This is a genomic window from Bradyrhizobium zhengyangense (genome assembly GCF_022012435.1).
Taxonomy (GTDB): domain Bacteria; phylum Pseudomonadota; class Alphaproteobacteria; order Rhizobiales; family Xanthobacteraceae; genus Bradyrhizobium; species Bradyrhizobium zhengyangense.
The window spans coordinates 44,312-66,065 of record NZ_JAKLUA010000020.1 but is presented as its reverse complement, the minus strand read 5'-3'; the positions used below and the strand labels follow the sequence as shown (position 1 = coordinate 66,065).

Here is a 21,754-nt window from a genome sequence, read left to right as displayed (position 1 = left end):
GGCAATCACCTCTGAAGGAGCGGCGAGCATGAGCGGCGCACGCATGAGCGCGCTTGCGACCTTGCGCAGCCAGATCGAACGGATCGAGACAGCGGAGGTCGTGCATCATCACGACCGCGTCGCGCTCGGTCACGGTGAGGTCGATCGCGCCTTGAAAGGCGGGCTCGCGCGCGCGGCGATCCACGAGGTGTTTTGCGAAGGGCGCCAGGGTGCGGCCGCGACGGGCTTTGTCACGGGGCTTGCGGGCCGCGTCACGACGCAGCGGCCGCTATTGTGGGTTCGGCAGGATTTCTCGCAGATCGAGACCGGCGCGCTGTCGATGAGCGGGCTCGCCGAGCTCGGCCTCGATCCGCGTCGCGTGGTGATGGTGCGTGCGGCTGACGTCGAGAGCGCGCTGCGCACCTCGGCCGATGCGCTCGCCTGCGATGCGCTCGGCGCCGTCGTGCTCGAGCTCTGGGGCGAGACCAGGCAGTTCGACCTGGTGGCGAGCCGCAAGCTGACGCTGGCCGCGCAAGGCTCAGGCGTCACTGGCCTGTTGCTGCGGATGGCGGCGCAGCCGCTGCCTTCGACCGCGGAGACCAGATGGATGCTGCGCGCGGCGCATTCGCCGCCGGGTTCAGCATGGAGTGCCTGGGGCGCGCCGCGCTTCGATGTCGAGCTGTTGCGCAATCGTCATGGCCCGTGCGGCCGGTGGATCATGGAATGGAAGTGTGATGAGTGCCAGTTCAGTGAACCGTCGGCGTATCCTCAGCCTGTGGCTGCCACGCCTGCCCATCGACCGGATCCAGCGGTTCTTCAGCAGCGCCGGGCTGGGTAAGACCAATGCGCCGAGCATCGTTGTCATCAAGGACAACAATGCGCTGGTGATCCATGCGCTGGACGAAGCTGCCGAACGTTTGGGTCTGCATATCGGCCAGCCGCTGGCCAATGCGCGAGCGATGTGTCCGGACCTGAAAGTGTTCGACGCCGATGTCGTCGCCGATGCCAAGACGCTCAGCGACATCGCCGACTGGTGCGACCGCTTCACGCCGCTGGTGGCGCTCGATGCGCCGCACGGCCTGTTCCTCGATATCACCGGCTGCGCGCATCTGTTCGGTGGCGAGGCGGCCTTGTTGCAGACGCTGGTCCGGGCGCTCGGTCGACAAGGCTTTGTCGTCAGCGCAGCCATTGCCGGCACCTCGGTCTGCGCGCGCACGCTGACGCGGCAGGCCGCGGGCAGCATCGTTGCCGATGGCGGGGAGGCAGCGGCGATCGACCGGTTTCCGGTGTCCGCACTCGGTGCGGATGAGGCGATCACCACCGGCTTGCGCCGTGCCGGTCTGAAGACCATCGGCGATGTCGCCTCGCGCACCCCGAGCGAAATCACGGCGCGGTTCGGTGCGCGGTTCTCCACGCTGCTTGCGCATGCGCTGGGACAGGGCGATGCGCCGATCAGCCCTCGCAAGCCGCTGCCCGATTACATCGTGGAAAAACGCTTTGCCGAGCCGATCGCGACCGACACCATGATCGCGATGACGCTGTCGCGGCTCGCTAACACGTTGATCGTCGCCATGGAGAAGCAGGGCAAGGGCGCGCGGCGGCTGGAAGCCGCGTTCTTCCGCACTGACGGCGTGGTGCGCGCGATCACGGTCGAAACCGGACGTCCGGTAACGCGAAGCGCCGTGATTGATCGCCTGTTCCGCGAACGGCTCGATGCGCTCGCCGATCCGCTCGATCCCGGCTTCGGCTTCGACATGGTGCGCCTGTCGGCAAGCCGCACCGAGATCGTGGTGCAGGAGCAGCGCGATCTCGATGCTCACATCCATGACAATGACGAACTCGCCGCGCTGATCGACCGTATCGCCGCGCGCATCGGCGGAAAGCGTGTCGTCGTGCATCTGCCGCAGGATACCCATATCCCCGAGCAGGCGGTGCTGGCCGCGCCCGCCCAGCATCATCTCGCTGCTGCCGTGCAGGCCGAGTGGCCCGCGCGTGCCGAAAGCGAGCCACCGCTGCGTCCCCTCAGACTGTTCGACCAGCCGGAGCCGGTCTCCGTGCCGTTCGCGACCGTGCCTGACGGCCCGCCGCACCAATTCACCTGGCGGCGCGCGAAACATGCGGTGGTGCGGGTGGAGGGGCCCGAACGCATCGCGATGGAATGGTGGCGGCAGGACGGCAAGCAGCTGACGCGGGATTATTTCCGCATCGAGGATGCCGAGGGCCTGCGCTTCTGGATTTTTCGCGACGGTCTTTATGAAGGGGAGGTGTTCGACGCCGACGGCGAGCCCGCTCCACCCCGCTGGTATGTGCACGGTCTCTTCGCATGAACATTCCTGCCTATGCCGAGATCGGCATCACCACCAATTTCTCCTTCCTGCGCGGCGGGTCGGATCCGCGCGCCTATGTGCATCAGGCCAGCAAGCTCGGCATTCCCGTGATCGGGATTGCCGATCACAACACGCTGGCCGGCGTGGTGCGGGCCTGGAATGAGCTCGACAATGACAAGGTGCTGCACAAGCCAAAGCTGCTGATCGGCGCACGCATCGTCTTCATCGACGGCACGCCCGACATTTTCGTCTATCCACGCGATCGCGCAGCCTATGGCCGGCTCTGCCAGCTTCTGACCCGGGGCAAGCGCGGCGACGACATCACCCGGATCGAGAAAGGCGAGTGCCATCTCAGCTTTGGCGATCTGTTGGAGTTTGCGGAAGGCCAGCTCCTGGTCCTGACGCTGCCGCATCGGTTTGATGATGCGCAAGCGCTGGATGTGCTTTCAAAGCTGAAAGCAAGCCGCGCTGACGGTGTGTGGCTGGCGGCGAGCCTGATCTATCGTGGTGACGATCGCCGTCGCCTGGCGCGGCTCGATGATCTCGCCGCCAAAGCAAAGGTGCCGCTGCTCGCGACCAACGAGGTGCTCTATCACGATCCCGGCCGGCGCCCCCTCCAGGACGTGCTCACCTGCATCCGGGAAAAGACCACGATCGAGGCGGTCGGACGCAAGCTGGAAGCCAATGCCGAGCGCTTTCTGAAGACGCCCCGCGAGATGTCCCGGCTGTTCCGCGATGTCCCCGAGGCGATCGCGGAGACCATGCGTTTTGCCGACAGGATCCAGTTCTCGCTCGACCAGCTCAGATATCAATATCCTGATGAGCCGGTGCCGCCGGGCAAGACCGCGCAGGGACATCTGGAGGATCTGACCTGGGCGGGGGTTGATAAATATTTCGGCGGCAAGATCGACGACAAGCTGCGTGCGACGCTCAACAAGGAACTCGCGCTGATATCAGAGCTGAAATACGCGCATTACTTCCTTACCGTGCACGACATCGTCCATTACGCGCGCAGCCAGAACATTCTGTGCCAGGGGCGGGGATCGGCGGCGAATTCGGCCGTCTGCTACGTGCTCGGGATCACCTCGGTCGATCCGACCAAGGTCGATCTCTTGTTCGAGCGTTTCATCTCTAAGGAGCGGCTCGAGCCACCCGACATCGACGTCGATTTCGAGCATTCGCGGCGCGAGGAGGTGATGCAATATGTCTATCGCCGCTACGGCCGCCACCGCGCCGCGATCATTGCCACCATCATTCATTATCGTCCGCGCAGCGCCATCCGCGACGTCGGCAAGGCACTCGGCCTGACCGAGGACGTCACCGCCGCGCTCGCTGACACTGTCTGGGGCAGCTGGGGCAAGGGCCTCAACGATATGCAGGTCCGGCAGGCCGGGCTCGATCCGCAAAACCCCATGATTGGCCTTGCGGTCGAGCTGGCGACCGAGCTGATCGAATTCCCGCGCCATCTGTCCCAGCATGTCGGCGGCTATGTGCTGACGCAGGACCGGCTCGACACTTATGTGCCGATCGGCAATGCCGCGATGGACGATCGCACCTTCATCGAATGGGACAAGGACGACGTCGACGCGCTCAACATGATGAAGGTCGACGTGCTCGCGCTCGGCATGCTGACCTGCATCAGGAAATGCTTTGATCTGATCGATCAGCACAAGGGCGAGCGTTTCGTGCTGGCAAGCGTTCCACAGGATGACCCCAAGGTTTACGACATGCTGTGTGCTGGCGAGTCGCTCGGCGTGTTCCAGGTCGAGAGCCGCGCCCAGATGAACATGCTGCCGCGGTTGAAACCACGGACCTTCTACGATCTCGTCATCGAGGTCGCGATCGTGCGCCCGGGGCCGATCCAGGGCGACATGGTGCATCCTTACTTGCGGCGCCGGAATAATTTGGAGAAGGTCACCTATCCCTCGCCATCGCCGGAGCATGGTCCCGCTGACGAACTCTACAAGGTGCTGCACAAGACCAAGGGCGTGCCCCTGTTCCAGGAGCAGGCGATGCGCATCGCGATCGAAGCGGCGAAATTCACCCCCGAGGAAGCCAATGGCCTGCGCCGCTCGATGGCGACCTTCCGCAATGTCGGCACCATCGGCCAATACGAGGAGAAGCTGATCGGCAACATGGTGGCGCGCGGCTATGATGCAAACTTCGCCAGAAGCTGCTTTGACCAGATCAAGGGCTTCGGCTCCTACGGTTTTCCCGAGAGCCATGCCGCGAGCTTTGCGCAGCTCGTCTACATCTCGTCATGGCTGAAATATCATCACCCCGACGCCTTCTGCTGTGGCCTCTTGAATTCGCAGCCGATGGGCTTTTACGCACCGGCGCAGATCGTCGGCGATGCCCGCAAGAACAGCGTCGAGGTTCGCGAGATCGATGTGTCCTACAGCTTTGCGCAGAATACGCTGGAGAATACGGAAGGCAGATATTGCGCTGTGCGTCTCGGCTTTCGCCAGATTGATGGCTTCCACTGGCTCGATCCGGATGAGGAGTTCCTCAAAAAGGAGCAGGCGAAGAGGCAAGGCAAGGTCTATGTCACCCAGAAAGATTGGGCCGATCTTATCATTGATGCCCGCAGCCGCCGGCCCTTCACCTCGCTCGAGGACTTCGCCCGCGACACCGGCCTGCCCAAGCGTGCGCTGATCCTGCTGGCCGATGCGGACGCGTTCCGCTCGCTCGGGCTCGACCGCCGCGAGGCGTTGTGGCAGGTGCGGCGGCTGCCTGACGACGTGGCGCTGCCGCTATTCGAAGCGGCCACCGCGCGCGAGCAGCCGGACGAGCGCGCAAAACCGCTCCCCGTGATGCCGCGCCCCGAACAGGTCGTCGCGGATTACCAGACCATCCGGCTATCGCTGAAGGGCCATCCGATGGAATTCCTGCGTGAGATGTTTTCGCGCGAGCGCATTGTCGCCTGCAAGGAGATCAGCCACGAGAACGAGCGGCGCCGCGTCCGCTGTGCCGGTGTGGTGCTGGTGCGGCAGCGGCCGGGCAGCGCCAGCGGCGTCGTGTTCATGACGTTGGAGGACGAAACCGGCATCGCCAATGTCGTGGTGTGGCCCAAGGTCATGGAGCAGTACCGCAAGGAGGTAATGGGCGCGCGCCTCATCGAGGTTCAGGGCTACATTCAGAGCAGTCCCGAGAAGGTCACGCATCTGATCGCGCAGCGCATGATCGATCGCTCGCACGATCTGGTCGGCCTCGCCAACGATGCCCTGAGCCGCAAGCACCCGGTGCCATCAGGCGCCACTGTGGTCGAGCCGCTCAACGAAGACCCACGCGCGCTCGCAGATATGCCGGCGCAGAAAATCCGCCACCCCCGCAACGTCCGTATCCTGCCGCCGTCGCGGGATTTCCATTGAGGTGGGGCCTATGCGCGCAAGTCTCTCCCCGTCCCCCTGAGGTGGCCGCTTCTTAGCGGCCCTTGAAGGGGGACGGCCCGGCTGGCATCTCGGCCGTTCATCCTTCGAGGCTCGGTTTGCGATGCATGCCCATCGCAAACCTAGCACCCAGGACGACGGAACAAGAACGAGCACGCCCTAAAAATTCACCCGGTTCGAGATCGCGCCATCCACCACGAGATTCGACCCCGTCGTGAATCCCGACACCGGGCTCGCCAGAAACACCGCGGCGTTTGCGATCTCCTGCGGCGTCGCCATGCGTCCGGTCGGATTGCGCTTCATCGCGTCGTTGTAACGCTCCGGCATGTTCTTCTCGATCATCTCCCAGACGCCGCCCTTGAAATAGACGGTGCCGGGCGAGACGACATTCACGCGGATCTTCTTCTTGGCGTATTGCCGCGCCAGGCCCTTGGCCATGTGGATCAGCGCCGCCTTGATCGGGCCGTAGGAGCTGGCGACATCGGCCTGCGCCGCCGAGATCGAGGAGATGATGACGAAGGCGGCATCGCCGCTCGTCTCGCCGCTGGCCTCGAGGAACGGCCGTGCCGCGTCGAATGCATGCACGGCGCCGAGCACGTCGAGCCGGAAATTCTGCTCCCACGATGCAGGATCGTGGCCTTGCGCCATTGCGCCCGCATTGGCGAACAGCAGGTCGATGCCACCGAGCTCCCTGGCTGCGCCCTCGACCCACGCCTTCAGCGCCGCGCCGTTGGTGACGTCAACGCTGCCGCCGGTGGCGTTGATGCCGCCCGCCTTTAATTCAGCAACCGTGGCCGCGACCTGCTCTGCATTGCGCGCGCACACCGCGACATTACTGCCTTCCCCGGCCAGCGTTGCCGCAATCGCCCGCCCGATGCCGCGCGTGCCGCCGAGCACGATAGCGTTTTTTCCCTTGAGACCGAGATCCATTGTTGGTTTTCCTTTTGTTGGTCGTAATCAGCTTAGTTGTTTGAACGAGGATGTCGAATTCGTTCTCGGTGTCATACCCCGCGAAAGCGGGGTATCCAGTACGCTGCGGCCTCTCGGTTCAATCACAACCGCCTCTGTAATACGGGATCATCCGCTTTCGCGGATGATGACACCGTGCGAACCGGAGGAGCGGCCCCCTCACTCCGGCGCAGCCCCCACCGGTGGGCCGCCCGGCGGGCGGTGCAGGAAGGTCAGCGAGGCATAGGCACCGACCCAGGAGCCGATCGCAGCGAACGCCACATAGACGGCGTTTTCTGTGTAGCTGATCACCGCGTAGGAGGAGAGCAAATACCAGATCGCGCTCCAGCTCGCGGCCGGTACGCGCTTGCGCGCGACCACGGCTGACGTAAACATCACATAGACCGCATCGGTCGCCGCCGTTGCAACGAACACGGCGCCTGCGGTGAGGGGATCGATGGCGGCCATTGCAATCCTTTCCGTGCTCATGGGATGGTCGCAAGAAAACTACAGCATGATCCGGAAAAGTGCGCAGCGGTTTTCCGAAAGATCATGCTCAAATGACAAGGGAGAGGCTACGATGCAAAGCCCCACCGACATCCTCAGCGACATCTGGACCTCCGCCGGCGGCGATAAAGCCGCACTGGCGCGCGTGCATCTGACCGGCGAGGAGCCGCAGGTTCCGTCCTCGTTCCGCGTCGCCGTCGCCGGCCAAGCGACAATCGCCGCCGCAGGCCTTGCCGCCGCCGAGATCTGGCGACTGCGCAGCGGCGAGGCGCAGGACGTGACCGTCGACATGCGCCACGCCGTCGTCGAATGCCGCTCCGAGCGCTATCTGCGCCTCGACGACAAGCCTCCGCCGCCGGCCTGGGACGCCATCGCCGGCGTTTACAGGACCGGCGACAACAGCTTCGTCCGCTGCCATACGAATTTCCCGCATCACCGCGACGCCGTCTGCAAGGTGCTTGGCTGCGCGCCCGAGCGCGAGAAGGTGCAGGCCGCGCTGATGCAATGGAAGGGCGAGGATTTCGAGACCGCGGCCTATGCCGCGGGTGGTGTCGTTGCCTTGATGCGGAGCTACGACCAATGGTCGTCGTTGCCGCAGGCGCGTGCGCTGGCCGAATTGCCGCTGGTCTCGATCGAGAGGATCGGCGAGGCGCCTCCGAAGCCGTGGCCTCGAGGTGATCGTCCGCTCTCGGGTCTGCGCGTGCTCGATCTCTCCCGCGTCATCGCAGGGCCCGTCGCCGGCCGCACGCTCGCGGCACATGGGGCGGATGTGTTGCTGGTCTCGGGGCCGGAGCTGCCGGCCATTCCCTGGCTCACCATCGACACCGGCCGCGGCAAGCTCACCACCTTCATCGAGCTGAAGAGCGAGGCGGGCAGGGCGCAAATGCGCGAATTGCTGAAAGACGTCGACATTTTCTCGCAAGGCTATCGCCCGCGCGCGCTCGCTGGCCTCGGCTTCGCGCCGGAAGAGGCCGCGGAAATCAATCCCGGCATCGTCTACGTCACGTTGTCGGCCTATGGCCATTCCGGCCCCTGGGCCGAGCGACGCGGCTTCGATTCGCTGGTGCAGACCACAACGGGCTTCAACCATGCGGAAGGCAAGGCGGCCGGTATCGATGGTCCGAAGGAATTGCCGGCGCAGATGCTCGACCACGCCACCGGCTATCTGATGGCGTTCGGCGCGATGATGGCGAAGGCGCGCCAGGCGCGCGAAGGCGGCAGCTGGCACGTGCGCGTGTCGCTGGCGCAGACCGGTCGCTGGCTGTGGAATCTGGGCCGGCTCGAAAGCGGTCTCAACACCCCTGATCTTACGGGCGAGGCTGTACATGCAGCGTTCATGGAAACGGTGTCATCTGGCTTCGGCGCATTGCAGGCGGTGCGTCATTCGGCCGTGCTGTCGAGGACACCGGCGCAATGGAGCCGTCCGGCAATGCCGCTCGGCAGCCATTCGCCGCGATGGCCGCGCTGAAGCTGACGTGAAGCTGACGTGTCGCAAAATTTTAACGCAAACCGAAGGACGGCCAGCGTTTTTTAGGTTGTTTGAAATCCCAAATCGGCACTATTAGCGCGACCGATGAGGCAGTCGTCTGCCGAGATCGTCGCAGACACGACCGGGCCCCATGGTATCTGAAAAGACCAAGCGATTGCAGGTGCTTACAAAACAACGGGTGATCGCATCCGTAGTTTTACTGGTGCTTGCCGGAGCTGGCGCCTATGGCTTCCTGTTTGCCGGCGGCAAGGAGAAGAAGCTCTCCGAAGTCTCCAGTCAGTCGCGCAAGAACGCGCAGAATTTCACACCGACACCGTCCGAATGGGCGACGCTGACCATCGAGCCAGTCAACGCCAAAACCTTCCGTGCCGAGTACGTCACCGAGGGCAAAGTCGCGGTCGATGAGGACCGCTCGACGCCGGTCTTCTCGCCCTATGCAGGCCGGGTGACCAAGCTGCTAGCCAAGCCGGGCGAGAGCGTGACGCAGGGTCAACCGCTGTTCACAATCGAGGCCGCCGACACCGTGCAGGCCCAGAACGATTTCATCGCGGCGATGACGTCGCAGAACAAGGCAAAGTCTGCGCTAGAGCTTGCCGACATCCAGTACAAGCGCGCCAAGGATCTCTACGAAGGCCGCGCCATCCCGCTCAAGGATTATCAGCAGGCGGAAGCGACCCAGGTCCAGGCGCAGAACGACATGCGCTCGGCGGTGACGGCGCTGGAGGCCGCAAACAACAAGCTGCGTATCCTCGGTTTTACCGACGAAACGATCAAGACGTTCCAGAACAAGGGCACCATCAATCCTGAAATCACGATCTATGCGCCGCTCTCGGGCACGGTCGTGCAGCGCAAGATCGGCCCCGGGCAATATGTCAGCGCCGGCGCCAGCGATCCGGTCTTTGTGATCGGCGATCTTTCCACGGTCTGGCTCACCGCCTTCGTGCGCGAGAGCGATGCTGCCATGGTCAGCGTCGGACAGGACATCAGCGTCAACGTGATGGCGTTGCCGGGCCGCCCCTTGACCGCCAAGATCAATTACGTCGCCACTGCAATCGATCCCAATACCCGCCGCCTGCTGGTCCGCGCCACCATCGACAACAAGGACGGCCTGCTCAAGCCGGAAATGTTCGCCAACGTCACGATCTATTCGGCCGGCGACCGCGCGGCGCCTGCAGTGCCGAAGCAGGCGCTGATCTACGAAGGCGACCAGGTCCGCATCTGGGTCGCGCGTGAAGACAAGTCGGTCGAGCTCCGCCAGATCAAGATCGGCCTCATCAATGGCAACCTCGTCGAGGTGACCAGCAACCTGAAGCCCGGCGAACAGATCGTCGTCAAAGGCAGCCTGTTCATCGACCGCGCGGCGTCCGGTAGTTGATCGACGAGCCCCACGAAACTGCGAAAAACCTGAATGGACCGTCTCGTCGCCCTTGCCGTCAACCGGCGCTTCCTGATGGTCGGCATGTTCGCCGCCGTGCTCATCGGCGGCCTGATTGCGTTCAACCAGCTCAACATCGAGGCCTATCCGGATCCGACCCCACCGATGGTCGACATCGTCACCCAGAGCCCGGGCCTGTCGGCGGAAGAGATCGAACGCTACATCACGATCCCGATCGAGACCCAGGTCGCGGGCCTGAAGAACCTGACGACGATCCGCACCATCTCGCTCTACGGCCTCTCCGACGTCAAACTGCAGTTCTCCTTCGCCTACACCTATGAAGAGGCGCTGCAGCAGGTCTTGAACCGCCTGGCGCAGCTGGCGCCGCTGCCGGGCAACGTGCAGCCGCAGATATCGCCGCTGAGCCCGATCGGCGAAATCTTCCGCTATCGCCTGGTCGGCCCGCCGAACTACAGCGTGCTCGACCTCAAGACCATCCAGGACTGGATCCTCCAGCGCCGCTTCCGCGCCGTGCCCGGCGTGATCGACGTCACCGGCTGGGGCGGCAAGAGCAAGACCTATGAGCTCGAGGTCGACAACAACAAGCTGGTCGCCAACGGCCTGACACTGCCGCAGCTGCTCCAGGCGGTCAGCAACTCCAACGTCAATGTCGGCGGCAACACCGTCAATATCGGCCAGCAATCGGCGGTGGTCCGCGGCGTCGGCCTGATCAAGTCGATCGACGACCTCGCTAACACCATGGTCGCCCAGACCAACGGCAATCCGGTGCTGGTGAAGGACGTCGCCACCGTCACCGTCGGCCAGAAGCCGCGCCTCGGCATCGCCGGCCTCGACGATTCCGACGACATCGTGCAGGGCATCGTCTTGATGCGTCGCGGCGAGCAGAGCACGCCGACCATCAGTCGCGTCGAGCAGCTCGTCGCCCAGATCAACAATTCAACCATCCTGCCGCCGGGCGTGCGCATCGAGCGCATCTACGACCGCAAGGACCTGATCGATCTCACCACCCACACCGTGCTGCACAACATGGTGGTGGGCATCCTGCTGATCGTGCTGCTGCAGTGGATCTTTCTCGGCGATTTGCGCAGCGCGCTGATCGTCGGCGCCACGATACCGTTCGCGCTGTTCTTCGCCGTGATCATCCTGGTGTTGCGCGGGGAATCGGCCAACCTGCTCTCGGTCGGCGCCATCGATTTCGGCCTGATCGTAGATGCCACCGTCATCATGGTGGAGGCGATCTTCCGCCGCCTGACGCAGACCACGCCACCGTCGGAATCCGAGCAGATGTCGCAAGAGACGCTGTTCGGCATGAAGAGCCACGCCATCCTCAGCGCCGCGGCCGACGTCTCGCGCTCGATCTTCTTTGCCGCCGCGATCATCATCGCGGCCTTCCTGCCGCTGTTCACGCTCTCTGGCGTCGAGGGCAACATCTTCGGACCGATGGCGCGCACCTATGCCTACGCGCTCGCCGGCGGCCTGCTGGCGACCTTCACCGTCACGCCCGCGCTGTCCGCGATCATTCTGCCCGCCCATGTCGAGGAGACAGAGACCCGCGTGATGCAGGTCCTGCACCGGCTCTACATGCCGTTGCTGAACTGGGCCGTCGCCAACCGAAGCATCATGCTCGGCGGCGCGATCGGCCTCGTGGTGATGACGATCATGTTCGGCCGGCTGCTCGGCCTCGAATTCCTGCCCAAACTCGAAGAAGGCAATCTCTGGATCCGCGCCACGCTGCCGCCGACCATCTCGCTGCAGGAGGGCAACAGCTACGTCAACGAGATGCGCAAGCTGATCCGCGCCCGGCCCGAGGTCGAATCCGTCGTGTCGCAGCACGGCCGCCCCGACGACGGCACCGACGCCGCCGGCTTCTTCAACGCCGAGTTCTTCGCGCCGCTGAAGCCCGCGAGCGAGTGGCCCGGCACACATGACAAGGACGAGCTGACCGCGCAATTGCTCAAGCAGCTCGACGACCGTTTCCCGGGCGTCGAGTTCAATTTCTCGCAATATCTCCAGGACAACGTCTCCGAAGCCGTCTCGGGCGTGAAGGGCGAGAACTCGATCAAACTGTTCGGCAACGATCTCCAGGCGCTGACTGACACCGCCAACAAGATCAAACAGGTGCTGTCGACGGTGCAGGGCGTCACCGACCTCGCCGTCTTCACCTCGCTGGGGCAGCCGACCGTGCAGATCGACATCGACCGCGCCAAGGCCGCGCGCTACGGCCTCGCGCCCGGCGATATCAATGCCACCATCAAGGTCGCGATCGGCGGCGACACCGCGGGCGATCTCTACGAGCCGGGCAGCGACCGCCACTTCCCGATCATCGTTCGCCTTGCGCCGGAGTACCGTCGCAGCGCCGAGGCGATCCAGAATATCAGGATCGGCGCGCCCGGACCGAACGGCACCATCACGCAAATCCCACTGAGCGAAGTCGCCAATATCAGCCTCGTCTCGGGTGCCGCCTATATCTATCGCGAGCAGCAGGAGCGCTATCTGCCGATCAAGTTCTCGGTGCGCGAGCGCGATCTCGGCAGCGCCATCCGCGAGGCGCAGCAGAAGATCGCCGATCAGGTGCAGTTGCCGCCCGGCTCGCACATGGAATGGGTCGGCGAATTCGGCAATCTCCAGGATGCGATCCGGCGGCTGTCGATCGTGGTGCCGATCTCGCTGGCGCTGATCGCCGTCTTGCTCTGGTTCAATTTCGGCTCGATGACCGACACCTTGCTCGCCATGAGCGTGATCCCGATGGCGATCTTCGGCGGTGTGCTCGGTCTGTTGATCACCGGCACGGCGTTCAGCGTCTCGGCTGCGATCGGCTTCATCGCTCTGTTCGGCATCGCCGTGATGGACGGCATCATCATCCTCTCGCAGTTCAACCAGCTCATCGATGAAGGTATGGACCGCATGAGCGCGGTGATCCGCACCGGCGAGTTGCAGCTCCGCCCGGTGTTGATGACCTGCGTCGTCGCCGGCGTCGGCCTGCTACCCGCCGCGCTGTCGGGAGGCATCGGTTCCCAGGTGCAGAAGCCGCTCGCGGTCGTCGTCGTCACCGGCATGATGCTGGCGCCGGTCGTGATCCTGGTGACGCTGCCGGTGCTGATTTCGTTCTTCTCGCGCCGGGCGCGCTGATCTCAAAAGCCGTAGAGCCGCGCGGGATTGTCGACGAGGATTGTCTTGCGCACCTCCGCATCCGACGCCCACAGCGGAAGCTGGTTGAGCAGACGGCCGTCGTCGATCTGATGGAACGGGGCGAGGTCTGTGGCCTTGCGGCCCGCGACCTGCGCCGAATCCGGATGCGGCCAGTCGGTGCCCCAGAGGATGCGATCCGGGTTTGCCGTGATCAGCGCACGCGCATATGGCGCCATGTCCTGATAGTCGGGCGCGAGAGTCGATGAGCGATAGGCGCCCGAAATCTTCACATACGCCTTGCCGGATTTGGCCAGCGCGACGAGGTCGGAAAATCCTGGCTGCTGCAGCCCGAGCGAGGCATCGAGCCCGCCAAAATGATCGAACACGGCTGGGACCGGTGAGGCCAGCACGAGATCCTTGATCGCCGAGATCATCGACAGCGTGGTGTAGAGCTGCACGTGCCAGCCGCGTGCCGTCATGCGCTCGACGGCGGCTGTGAAGCGCGCGCGGCCGACATCGGGATTGTTGACGCCGTCGGTTGCCAGATTGATGCGGATGCCGCGAAAGCCGTCCGCATGCATCGCGTCAAGCCGGGCTTCGGTGGTCTTGTCGTCGATCACGGCCACTCCGCGCGCGGTGGCGCCGCGTGCCTTGATGCCGAACAGGCTGGAGGAATTGTCGGTGCCGTAGACGCTCGGCGTGACGATCACCACGCGCTCGATATGTAGCGCCTTGTGCAGCGCCGCCATCTCTTCCGGGCTCGCAGGTCCCGGCGTATAGACGCGCCCCGCGAAGAACGGAAATTTTTCGGCGTCGCCATGGATGTGGGTGTGACAGTCGCAAGCATGCGCAGGCACGTCGAAATTGATCGGCGTCGAGGGTTGCGCGGCTCGCGCGTAGATGTTGTCGGTCATGGCTGCTCCGGAGTCGCGACAGGCGGCGAACGATATCACATCAGCCTGGCAGTCCCGCCACGTCGCTGCATAGCTGCTCGACCAACTCCGCAACCGGCTGCGAACCGTCGACGCGGACGACCGGGCAGGGCAGACCCGCGAGCCACGCCTCATGTTTTGCGAGACTGCGGCCCTCGCGATCACCGGCTTCGTAGTGCGAGGCCCATTCGACGAACGACTCGGTCTCCTGATGACGCCAGCCGCCCTCTGCAACGGCATCGGCGCCGAAATGAGCGGCTTCGCGGGCACGCAGCCGCTGCATGCGAAGGTCGCGCGGCGTCGTCACATAGACGACGAGATCGAACAACGGCACGAACTCGTCGCCCCATCCGGTGACGGATCCGCTCAGCACCCAATCGAAACGCGGCAGAAACATCTCTTGCATCAGGCGCCGCCGATCGGCGGCATGACGTGTGGTCTGGTAGGGCGGAACGGTCGGCAGCCAGAAATAGTCGTCGCTGTCGTGATGCGGCAGCGCCAGCCGGCCCGCCAGCGCGCGGCCGAGCGTCGTCACGCCGGAGCCCGAAGCTCCCATCAGATGGATGCGGCGGCTCTTCATCGGTCGACCCGAAGAATTGAGATTACTGCCCCGACGGCGTGCGCAGACCGTGCCAGGCGTCGCGGACCTGCTGGTAATGCACCTCGGGCAGGTAGTCCGGCGTGTTCAGGCTCAGCGTCTTGACGTCGAGATGGCCGACAGCGCTGAGCAGAGTGTAGGAGGCGATTACGCGGTCGCGCAACGCACCGATCAGGCGGGCCCGGGCCTGGATCAAGTCGGCTTGCGAGTTCAGCACGTCGACCGTGGTGCGCTGTCCGCCGGCGGCCTCGCGCTGCACGCCCTGAAGCGCGACGGTCGCCGCCTTCACCTCGGACTCGGATGCCGAGACCGCGATCTTGGCGCCTTCGTTGGCGACCCAAGCGCTGACCGCCGCCGTGCGCGCCTGGTTGCGGACCTGATCGAGCACCAGCCGGCTCTGCGCCGTAACTTCCTTGGCCTGCCGGGTCTGCGACGCCGCCTGGCCGCCGTCATAGATCGGCGCGGTGACGTTGGCGACGATCGAGGCCTGGTCGGTGGCGAAGGTGCCGAGCGTCTGGTCGCTGTCGCGGCTGCGGCTAACGCTGCCCTGCAGGCTCGCGCTCGGCAGCAGCGCGCCTTCTGCGACGCGGATATTGGTTGAGGCAACGTCCACATCGAAGCCCGCTGCCATCACCGCCGGGTGTTCGCGGATCGCCATCGCGATCGAATCCTCGCGGGTCTTCGGCAGATAGCGATCGACCACCTCGGCGGGGCGAAGTGCGGCGGGCGTAGTGCCGATCACCTGGGTGTAGGTCGCCTGGCTCACCGCGAGCGCGACCTCGGCGGCATTGAGATCGGCAAGGCCGCGACTGAGGCGCGCCTCGGCCTGCGCGGTGTCGGTCGGGGTGACGTCGCCGGCGTTGAGGCGGCGCTGGGTGATGGAGAGCGTCTCCCGCAGGAAGGCGACATTGGAGCGCTGCGCCTCGACCAGCGACTGGTTCGCCAGCACGTTGGTGTAGGCGGTGACCGCGTCAAGCAGCACGCCCTGGCCGACATTGCGTAGCGCCTCGCGGCCGGACTGCACCTGGAGCTCGGCAACCCGCACGCTGTTGGCGGTGCGGAAGCCGTTGAACAGGGTCTGCGACACCGTGACCCCGATGGTCCAGGGTTTCAGCGTTGCGGTCTGGATGGTGTTGTCAGGAAGCAGGTTGCGCACGGCTTGCAGGCCGGCGCTGAGGCTGGCCACGATCTGCGGGCGATAGCCGGCGAGCGCCTGCGGCACGTTCTCGTCGGTGGCGCGCTGCCTTGCGCGCTCGGCATTGAGCTGCGGATTGGTCTGGTAGGCCTTGGCCAGCGCCTCCGGCAGCGCCTCTGCATTGGCCGCGGCGGGCAGAGCGCAGCAGAGCCCCAGCGCCGTCCATGCCGCCAGGACACGACCCACGCCCGATCGTCGCCGCGTCATCACGCGACCAGCTCTGGCGGCACGCCCAATCATGTAATCCCGCAAAACCCCGGCTGTCCGCCCCCGCCGACGGCGGCTCTCTTAACTGTTTACCCAGCGCCGGTCCCGCAGGCAAACTGCCGCGGAGGAAACCCCCATGAAATCCGTGCTTGTTGCAGGTGCGTCACAGGGGGCTGCGGGAAAGGGATGTAGTCTTACGCCAACCTTACCGTCGGTCGGCTCTCACCGGTTCTTGTTCGCCGGCTTGCGCTTCTCGATGAACGCAGCCATGCCCTCGGAGCGGTCCTCGAGCGCGAAGGTCGAGTGGAACAGATTGCGCTCGACGCTCATACCCTCGGCGAGCGTGGTCTCGAAGGCGCGGTTAACCGCTTCCTTGGCCATCGCGACGGCGGGGCGCGACATCGAGGCGATCTTCTCCGCAGCCGCAATCGTCTCGTCCATCAGCTTGTCGGCGGGCACAATGCGGCTGACGAGGCCACTGCGCTCTGCCTCCGCAGCATCCATCATGCGGCCGGTGAGGCAGAGATCCATGGCCTTGGACTTGCCGATCGCACGGGTGAGACGCTGCGTGCCGCCGATGCCGGGGATGGTGCCGAGCGTGATCTCGGGCTGGCCGAACTTGGCAGTGTCGGCGGCGATGATGAAATCGCACATCATCGCGAGCTCGCAGCCGCCGCCAAGCGCATAACCTGCTACCGCGGCAATGGTCGGCTTGCGGCAGCGCGCGATGCGATCGCCGCCGATCGCGGCGAAATCCTCGGAGAACATGTCGATGAAGCCCTTCGGCTGCATCTCCTTGATATCGGCGCCGGCGGCAAAGGCCTTCTCGCTGCCGGTCACGACGATGCAGCCGATGGCGTCATCGGCTTCGAGATCGTCCACGGCTGCGGCGATCTCGCGGAAGACGCCGAAGGAGAGCGCGTTGAGCATCTTCGGCCGGTTCAGCTTGATGATGCCGACTGCACCGATGCTTTCGACGATGATGTGTTCGAACGTGCTCATGCTCCACCCACGCGTTTGATTGGGCGGGCAATGTGCCCGCTCGCGTGGATGCCTTCAAGGGGCCGGAACGCGCCAAGTGAGCGCGTCCCGAGCAATCAGGCCATGAACATGCGCGCGGCCGAGGCCAAGGTCAGCAGCGTGCCGACGCCGATGAAGATCTTGCCGATCAGGGAGCTCTGGTCCCAGGCCGAACTGGGCTGGCTGCTCGCCATGACCGGAGCGGGGCGGGGCTGCGCGTCGGTCGCGGCAATCACCGCTTTCTGCGCGGGCGGGTTGTCCTGTTGCAGGGCGCGGTCGAGGTCGTTGAGCTGGTCGGGCGGCACGACCTGGTTCTCGGGAGCGGGCGCAGCGGTATTATCGGCTGCGGCCTGCACATTGTCGTTGGCGCGGCTGGTCATCGCCGAGGCTGCAGCCGCAGGCGGCGTATCCGTCGCGGCGAGCTGTGCGTTGGCGTTGGCGACTTCCGGCGGCATCTGGCTCGAGGCCGGCGTATCGTTGCCGGCCTTGTTATCGGTCTTATTATCGGACTTGGCCTCGCCAGCCTGCGGCGTTGCGTCCGCGCTGGTCTTGTCAGTCTTGTCGTCCGATTTTTGCGCTGTCTTGCTGTCGGTATGACGGCGAGCGGCGTGGTGGCGCTGCTTGCCCGCATCGGCCTGCTTGCTCGCGCTGTCCGGCTTGGCGCTCGCGGCGGAGCTCGGCGCGGCCTGAGCCGCGCCTGCGGACAGCAAAAACAGCCCGGCCAGAACAATCCATGCCGCGCGCCCGCTGGCTTTCATCATGTTGACGATCTCCCCAATTCGCCCGTCCCGGATGCGAACAGAGACCCCGGCGCATGACGACAGCGGGGCAAAAAATGGGAATCTTCGGGCCACACCGGGCAAAAAGGCGGCAAACTGGTTGGTGCGGCACGCTCCCGGATGCGAGATGGACCGATCGGTGTTATGAGCCTCCGGTCTTTTCCGGGTGGGGACTGGATTCCCTGGCTGCGCCTTGATCACGACTTCGTGATATCAGGGTTGGCGATGTAACAAATTGAAAGAGCGGCCGAATTGCCGTGTAGGAGCGCGCGTGCGCGGACGTGAGGACGAATGGACCGACCTGATGCGGTCGGCCATGGCGGGGGATGATGCGGCGTATCATCGCCTGCTGAAAGCGGTCACGCCGGTGCTGCGCGCTGCTGCGAGGCGCGGCCTGGCGCGTGCCGGGCAGCCTCCCGATCAGGCCGAGGATATCGTGCAGGAAATCTTGTTGGCGGTGCATCTGAAACGGCACACCTGGGACAGCGAGGCCCCCTTCGCCCCCTGGCTGTTCGCGATTGCGCGCAACAAGCTGATCGATGCGCTCAGGCGCCGCGGCCGGCGCGTTTTCGTCAATATCGACGATTTCGCCGAGACGCTGCCCGGCGAGACGCCACAGGAGACGGCCTCGGCGGGCGAGGTCACCGCGCAGCTCAACACGCTGCCGCAGCGCCAGCGCGACGTGTTGCAATCGATCGCGGTCGACAGCGCCTCGATCAAGGATACGGCGACGAAATTTGCGATGAGCGAAGGTGCGGTGCGCGTCGCGCTGCATCGGGGGCTTGCGGCCCTGACCGCCAAACTACGGGACCACTAGTCATGGATACCGATCAACTCATTCGCACGCTCGCGGCCGACAACGCCCACCGCGCCCCGCGCGTCGGCGCGCTGCTGACCACCGGACTTCTGGTCGCGGCGCCGTTCTCGATCCTGATTTTCGCGACCTTCCTGGGCGTGCGGCCGGACGTGATGACGGCGATGCACAACCCGTTCTTCGATACGAAGTTCGCGGTGACTTTGTCGCTCGCGATTCCCGCGATCATCATCAGCCTGCATCTGTCGCGTCCCGAAGCCTTGATGCGCGGTTGGGGCTGGCTCCTGCTGCTGCCCGTCGGACTGCTTGCTGTCGCGATCGGCAGCGAGGCGATGATGGCGCCGGCGATGCCGATGACGATGCGGCTCGTCGGCAAGAATTCGCGGTGGTGCATGTTGGCGATCCCCGCGATGTCGCTGCCGCTTCTCGCGGGTGCATTGTTCGGCCTGCGCCATGGCGCGCCGTCGCGACCGGCGCAGGCCGGCGCGCTCGCCGGCCTGCTGTCGGCCGGGCTCGCCGCCACGCTCTACGCCTCGCATTGCACCGACGACTCGCCGCTGTTCGTCGCGACCTGGTACACGATCGCGACCGCAATCGTGACCGCGATCGGCGCCGCTGTCGGATCGAGAGTCCTGAAGTATTAGAGCCTGATCCGGAAAAGTGCGTAGCGGTTTTCCGAAAAGATCGTGCTCAAAAAAACCTAAAGCGCGATGACTCTCATCACGGTTCAAGCCGCGGACGTCTGCATGCGGTGGAAGCGCAGCACCTGCTGTGCGGTGGATGAGCGCAGGGCCTCGTAAGCGTCGCGCAGCGACAGCATGTCGGTCTGCGAGCCGCCCGAGAGCTTCTCGCGCATGGCGATGATTGCGCGCACGCTTGACCATTGCATGCCGGCGACCTTGGCGAGGATCATCAGGCCTTCGGTGCGACTCTCGATCATCATGTTTTCGGCGGTCTCGACCGCAACGCCTGCGAGGGCCGCGAGCCCGGCATTGGCCTCGTCGAACTTGCCCTGCTCGGCGAAGGTCGCGACCTGGAATTCGTTGAGGCGGCCGTCGTCGTGCAGCGATTTCACCAGCGCCCGCGCCATTTCAGTCTGCTTCGTCATGGCAGCGGCGCGGACCCGCTGCGCCGCTACCTGGACCACGCTCGACACTTCGCTGGCGAGTTCGGGATGGGCCGCTTCCAGCTTCCTGCGAACGCTGAGAGAAGCCTTGGCGACCAGCTTCAGGTAATGATGCCGCGGCAGGTCCGGACGCAGGCCGATGCAGGTAGCGAGATCGTCGTCGCGCTCGGCGCGCGTGACGAGATCGGCGAGGCTGCTCTCGGAAAGGCGTGCGCCGTGGTTGTTGACGGTCGACTGTACCACGTCTTCATTGCCGCGCGTGACCAGCACGTCGGTCAGTGCCTCCGACAGCACCCGCCGCAGCGAGATCGCCTTGAGATGTGCCTGGCTCTTGCCGCGCGCGATTTCGATCAGGGTGGTCTCGTCCAGCCGCTCCGATTTTGACAGCACGGGACCTGCGACTTCGATGACGTCGTCGAGCGCAAGCGTACGGATGATCTGCGGCGGCGCGGCTCCGATCGGCGCGAGACGGTCGGCGAGCAATGCTTTTGCCGAAGTTTCGATCTGCTCGATCAGGCACTGGAAGACGTCGTCGAACACGCGGATATGATCGTCGGAATAGTCCACCGCATTGTTGATGAAGAGATCGGTGACGCGCCGCAGCGTCTCGACCCGGCGTGCGACGGTGCCGTGCGCGAGCGCCGACTGCAATTCCTCGAGCAAATTTTCGGATGACTTGACGGTCTTTGATCTCATAGCCCTGTCCTGGAGCGTTCGGTCCGGCGGCGTGTTCTCACGTGCCGGCGACAAATGGATTGGTCAGCTCGTTGCAATGCGGTTGCGCCCTTGCGCCTTGGCGGAATATAGCGCGCTGTCGGCGCGCGCGAGAAACGTGTCGGCAGTATCATTGGTGCGCAGCGTCACGACGCCGGCGGAAATCGTCACGCGCATGCCGGGCGAGAATGCGCTCCAGTCGAGCTCGGCGATGATGCTGCGCAGCCGATCGAGCATGCGCGATGCAGCCTCGCTTGCGGTCCCGGGCAGCAGCAGCAGAAATTCCTCGCCGCCATAGCGGCCGAAACGGTCGTCGGGCCGGATGTTGGCGAAGATGGTGATGGCAAAGGTCCGCAGCACCTCGTCGCCGACGGGATGGCCATGGGCGTCGTTGATGCGCTTGAACCAGTCGAGGTCGATCAGCGCGATGGCGCAGGGGGCGTCCGCCTGCCGCGACTTTTCGATCTCGGCGTCGAGAAGTCGCATGATGCAGCGGCGATTGTAGGAGCCGGTCAGCTCGTCGAGCTCGGCGAGCTCCTCGATGCGCTGATAGGCGGCCTTCAGCTCGATGCTGCGCCGGTACAGGATCTTGCGCAGCGTGGCGCCGAACAGGCCGAGGAAGGCGCACTGGCCGATCACCAGCACGAAGCACAGCATCGAGGCAGTCCGCTGCAGCCGTGTCGCGACCGGCATGCCGATCGGCAGGTCGGAGGCGAGGAAGACGGCCGCGAGTGCGCAGGTCGCGAGTGCCCAGGTCAGCATCGCCTGGACCGAGGTCATGCGCAGCGTACCGAAGGCGAAGATCAGGAACAGCACGCTGATGAAGGCAATCCCGATCGTCGGCACCGATACCAGAAAGACGAATTGCAGCGCCATATGCGCCGAGATCTGGAAGACCGTGAGATAATGGTCGTTGTGCCTGTCGCCGACGCCGGCCTCCGACATCACGACGAAGATGCCGATGATCGTGACGCCGCCGACCCAGAACAGCGATGGTACGTTGCCACGGATGGCGCCGTCATAGGCGTAGAGCAGCAGCACGAAGGCGCCGAGCGAATAGCTCGCGACCTGGCCGACATACATCTGCCGACGCTGCCGGATCCGGCGCGCCAGCACTCCAGGCGCCGCCTCCTCACGCGTAAGGACGAGATCCGCGGCCTCTGCGGCACTCCTCTCAGGAAAGGACGTCGCGGCCGTGTTCATGG

General features: G+C 64.8%; 17 protein-coding genes. 8 read left to right on the top strand and 9 right to left on the bottom strand.

The window, feature by feature from the left end; all coding sequences use genetic code 11:
* Positions 1-28 precede the first annotated feature (28 nt).
* The 3 genes from L6637_RS36060 to L6637_RS36050 are packed head-to-tail and all read left to right on the top strand — an operon-like array spanning position 29 to position 5,677.
* The gene (locus tag L6637_RS36060) at positions 29-817 is read left to right on the top strand and encodes an ImuA family protein (protein ID WP_237863830.1); all 789 of its coding nucleotides are present in this window, start codon (positions 29-31) and stop codon (positions 815-817) included.
* A complete protein-coding gene (locus tag L6637_RS36055; RefSeq protein ID WP_237873663.1) occupies positions 714-2,306 on the top strand; it encodes a Y-family DNA polymerase in 1,593 nt (530 codons plus the stop codon). Before L6637_RS36060 ends, L6637_RS36055 begins: the two co-directional genes overlap by 104 nt.
* The gene (locus L6637_RS36050) at positions 2,303-5,677 is read left to right on the top strand and encodes an error-prone DNA polymerase (protein WP_237863832.1); all 3,375 of its coding nucleotides are present in this window, start codon (positions 2,303-2,305) and stop codon (positions 5,675-5,677) included. Before L6637_RS36055 ends, L6637_RS36050 begins: the two co-directional genes overlap by 4 nt.
* A gap of 177 nt (positions 5,678-5,854) precedes the next feature.
* On the opposite strand, the gene L6637_RS36045 is transcribed toward L6637_RS36050, so the two are convergent.
* Positions 5,855-6,625, bottom strand: coding sequence for an SDR family NAD(P)-dependent oxidoreductase (locus L6637_RS36045; RefSeq protein ID WP_237863833.1), 771 nt, complete (start codon positions 6,623-6,625; stop codon positions 5,855-5,857).
* Between the two features lie 198 nt (positions 6,626-6,823).
* Positions 6,824-7,111, bottom strand: coding sequence for a hypothetical protein (locus tag L6637_RS36040; RefSeq protein WP_212241468.1), 288 nt, complete (start codon positions 7,109-7,111; stop codon positions 6,824-6,826).
* A 112-nt stretch (positions 7,112-7,223) separates the two neighbouring features.
* Here L6637_RS36040 and L6637_RS36035 point away from each other — a divergent pair, with 112 nt between their 5' ends.
* From L6637_RS36035 to L6637_RS36025, 3 genes are all read left to right on the top strand, one after another.
* A complete protein-coding gene (locus L6637_RS36035; RefSeq protein ID WP_237873661.1) occupies positions 7,224-8,618 on the top strand; it encodes a CoA transferase in 1,395 nt (464 codons plus the stop codon).
* A 151-nt stretch (positions 8,619-8,769) separates the two neighbouring features.
* Positions 8,770-10,014, top strand: a complete 1,245-nt coding sequence (locus L6637_RS36030; protein ID WP_237863835.1) for an efflux RND transporter periplasmic adaptor subunit — start codon at positions 8,770-8,772, stop codon at positions 10,012-10,014.
* A gap of 33 nt (positions 10,015-10,047) precedes the next feature.
* Complete coding sequence (locus tag L6637_RS36025) at positions 10,048-13,164, top strand: efflux RND transporter permease subunit (RefSeq protein WP_237863836.1); 3,117 nt, start codon at positions 10,048-10,050, stop codon at positions 13,162-13,164.
* Positions 13,165-13,166: 2 nt separating this feature from the next.
* Here the strand turns inward: L6637_RS36025 and L6637_RS36020 are convergent, their stop codons facing one another.
* The 5 genes from L6637_RS36020 to L6637_RS36000 all read right to left on the bottom strand — a co-directional run bounded on the left by L6637_RS36020 (position 13,167) and on the right by L6637_RS36000 (position 17,877).
* Positions 13,167-14,078, bottom strand: coding sequence for an amidohydrolase family protein (locus L6637_RS36020; protein WP_237873660.1), 912 nt, complete (start codon positions 14,076-14,078; stop codon positions 13,167-13,169).
* A gap of 40 nt (positions 14,079-14,118) precedes the next feature.
* Positions 14,119-14,676 (bottom strand): P-loop NTPase family protein, encoded by a 558-nt coding sequence (locus L6637_RS36015; RefSeq protein WP_237873657.1) that lies wholly within the window; start codon positions 14,674-14,676, stop codon positions 14,119-14,121.
* A 22-nt stretch (positions 14,677-14,698) separates the two neighbouring features.
* The gene (locus L6637_RS36010; RefSeq protein ID WP_377803209.1) at positions 14,699-16,129 is read right to left on the bottom strand and encodes a TolC family outer membrane protein; all 1,431 of its coding nucleotides are present in this window, start codon (positions 16,127-16,129) and stop codon (positions 14,699-14,701) included.
* A 189-nt stretch (positions 16,130-16,318) separates the two neighbouring features.
* Entirely contained in the window at positions 16,319-17,098 is a 780-nt protein-coding gene (locus L6637_RS36005) for an enoyl-CoA hydratase (RefSeq protein ID WP_237863840.1), read from the bottom strand.
* Positions 17,099-17,193: 95 nt separating this feature from the next.
* Positions 17,194-17,877, bottom strand: a complete 684-nt coding sequence (locus L6637_RS36000; protein WP_237863841.1) for a hypothetical protein — start codon at positions 17,875-17,877, stop codon at positions 17,194-17,196.
* Positions 17,878-18,166: 289 nt separating this feature from the next.
* On the opposite strand from L6637_RS36000, the gene L6637_RS35995 reads away from it, so the two are divergent.
* The gene (locus L6637_RS35995) at positions 18,167-18,712 is read left to right on the top strand and encodes a sigma-70 family RNA polymerase sigma factor (protein ID WP_237863842.1); all 546 of its coding nucleotides are present in this window, start codon (positions 18,167-18,169) and stop codon (positions 18,710-18,712) included.
* Positions 18,713-18,714: 2 nt separating this feature from the next.
* The gene (locus L6637_RS35990) at positions 18,715-19,353 is read left to right on the top strand and encodes an NrsF family protein (protein WP_237863843.1); all 639 of its coding nucleotides are present in this window, start codon (positions 18,715-18,717) and stop codon (positions 19,351-19,353) included.
* An 83-nt stretch (positions 19,354-19,436) separates the two neighbouring features.
* Here the strand turns inward: L6637_RS35990 and L6637_RS35985 are convergent, their stop codons facing one another.
* Positions 19,437-20,531, bottom strand: a complete 1,095-nt coding sequence (locus L6637_RS35985; protein WP_237873653.1) for a DUF2336 domain-containing protein — start codon at positions 20,529-20,531, stop codon at positions 19,437-19,439.
* Between the two features lie 63 nt (positions 20,532-20,594).
* On the bottom strand, positions 20,595-21,752 hold the full coding sequence (locus L6637_RS35980) for a GGDEF domain-containing protein (RefSeq protein ID WP_237873649.1): 1,158 nt from the start codon (positions 21,750-21,752) through the stop codon (positions 20,595-20,597).
* Positions 21,753-21,754 lie beyond the last annotated feature (2 nt).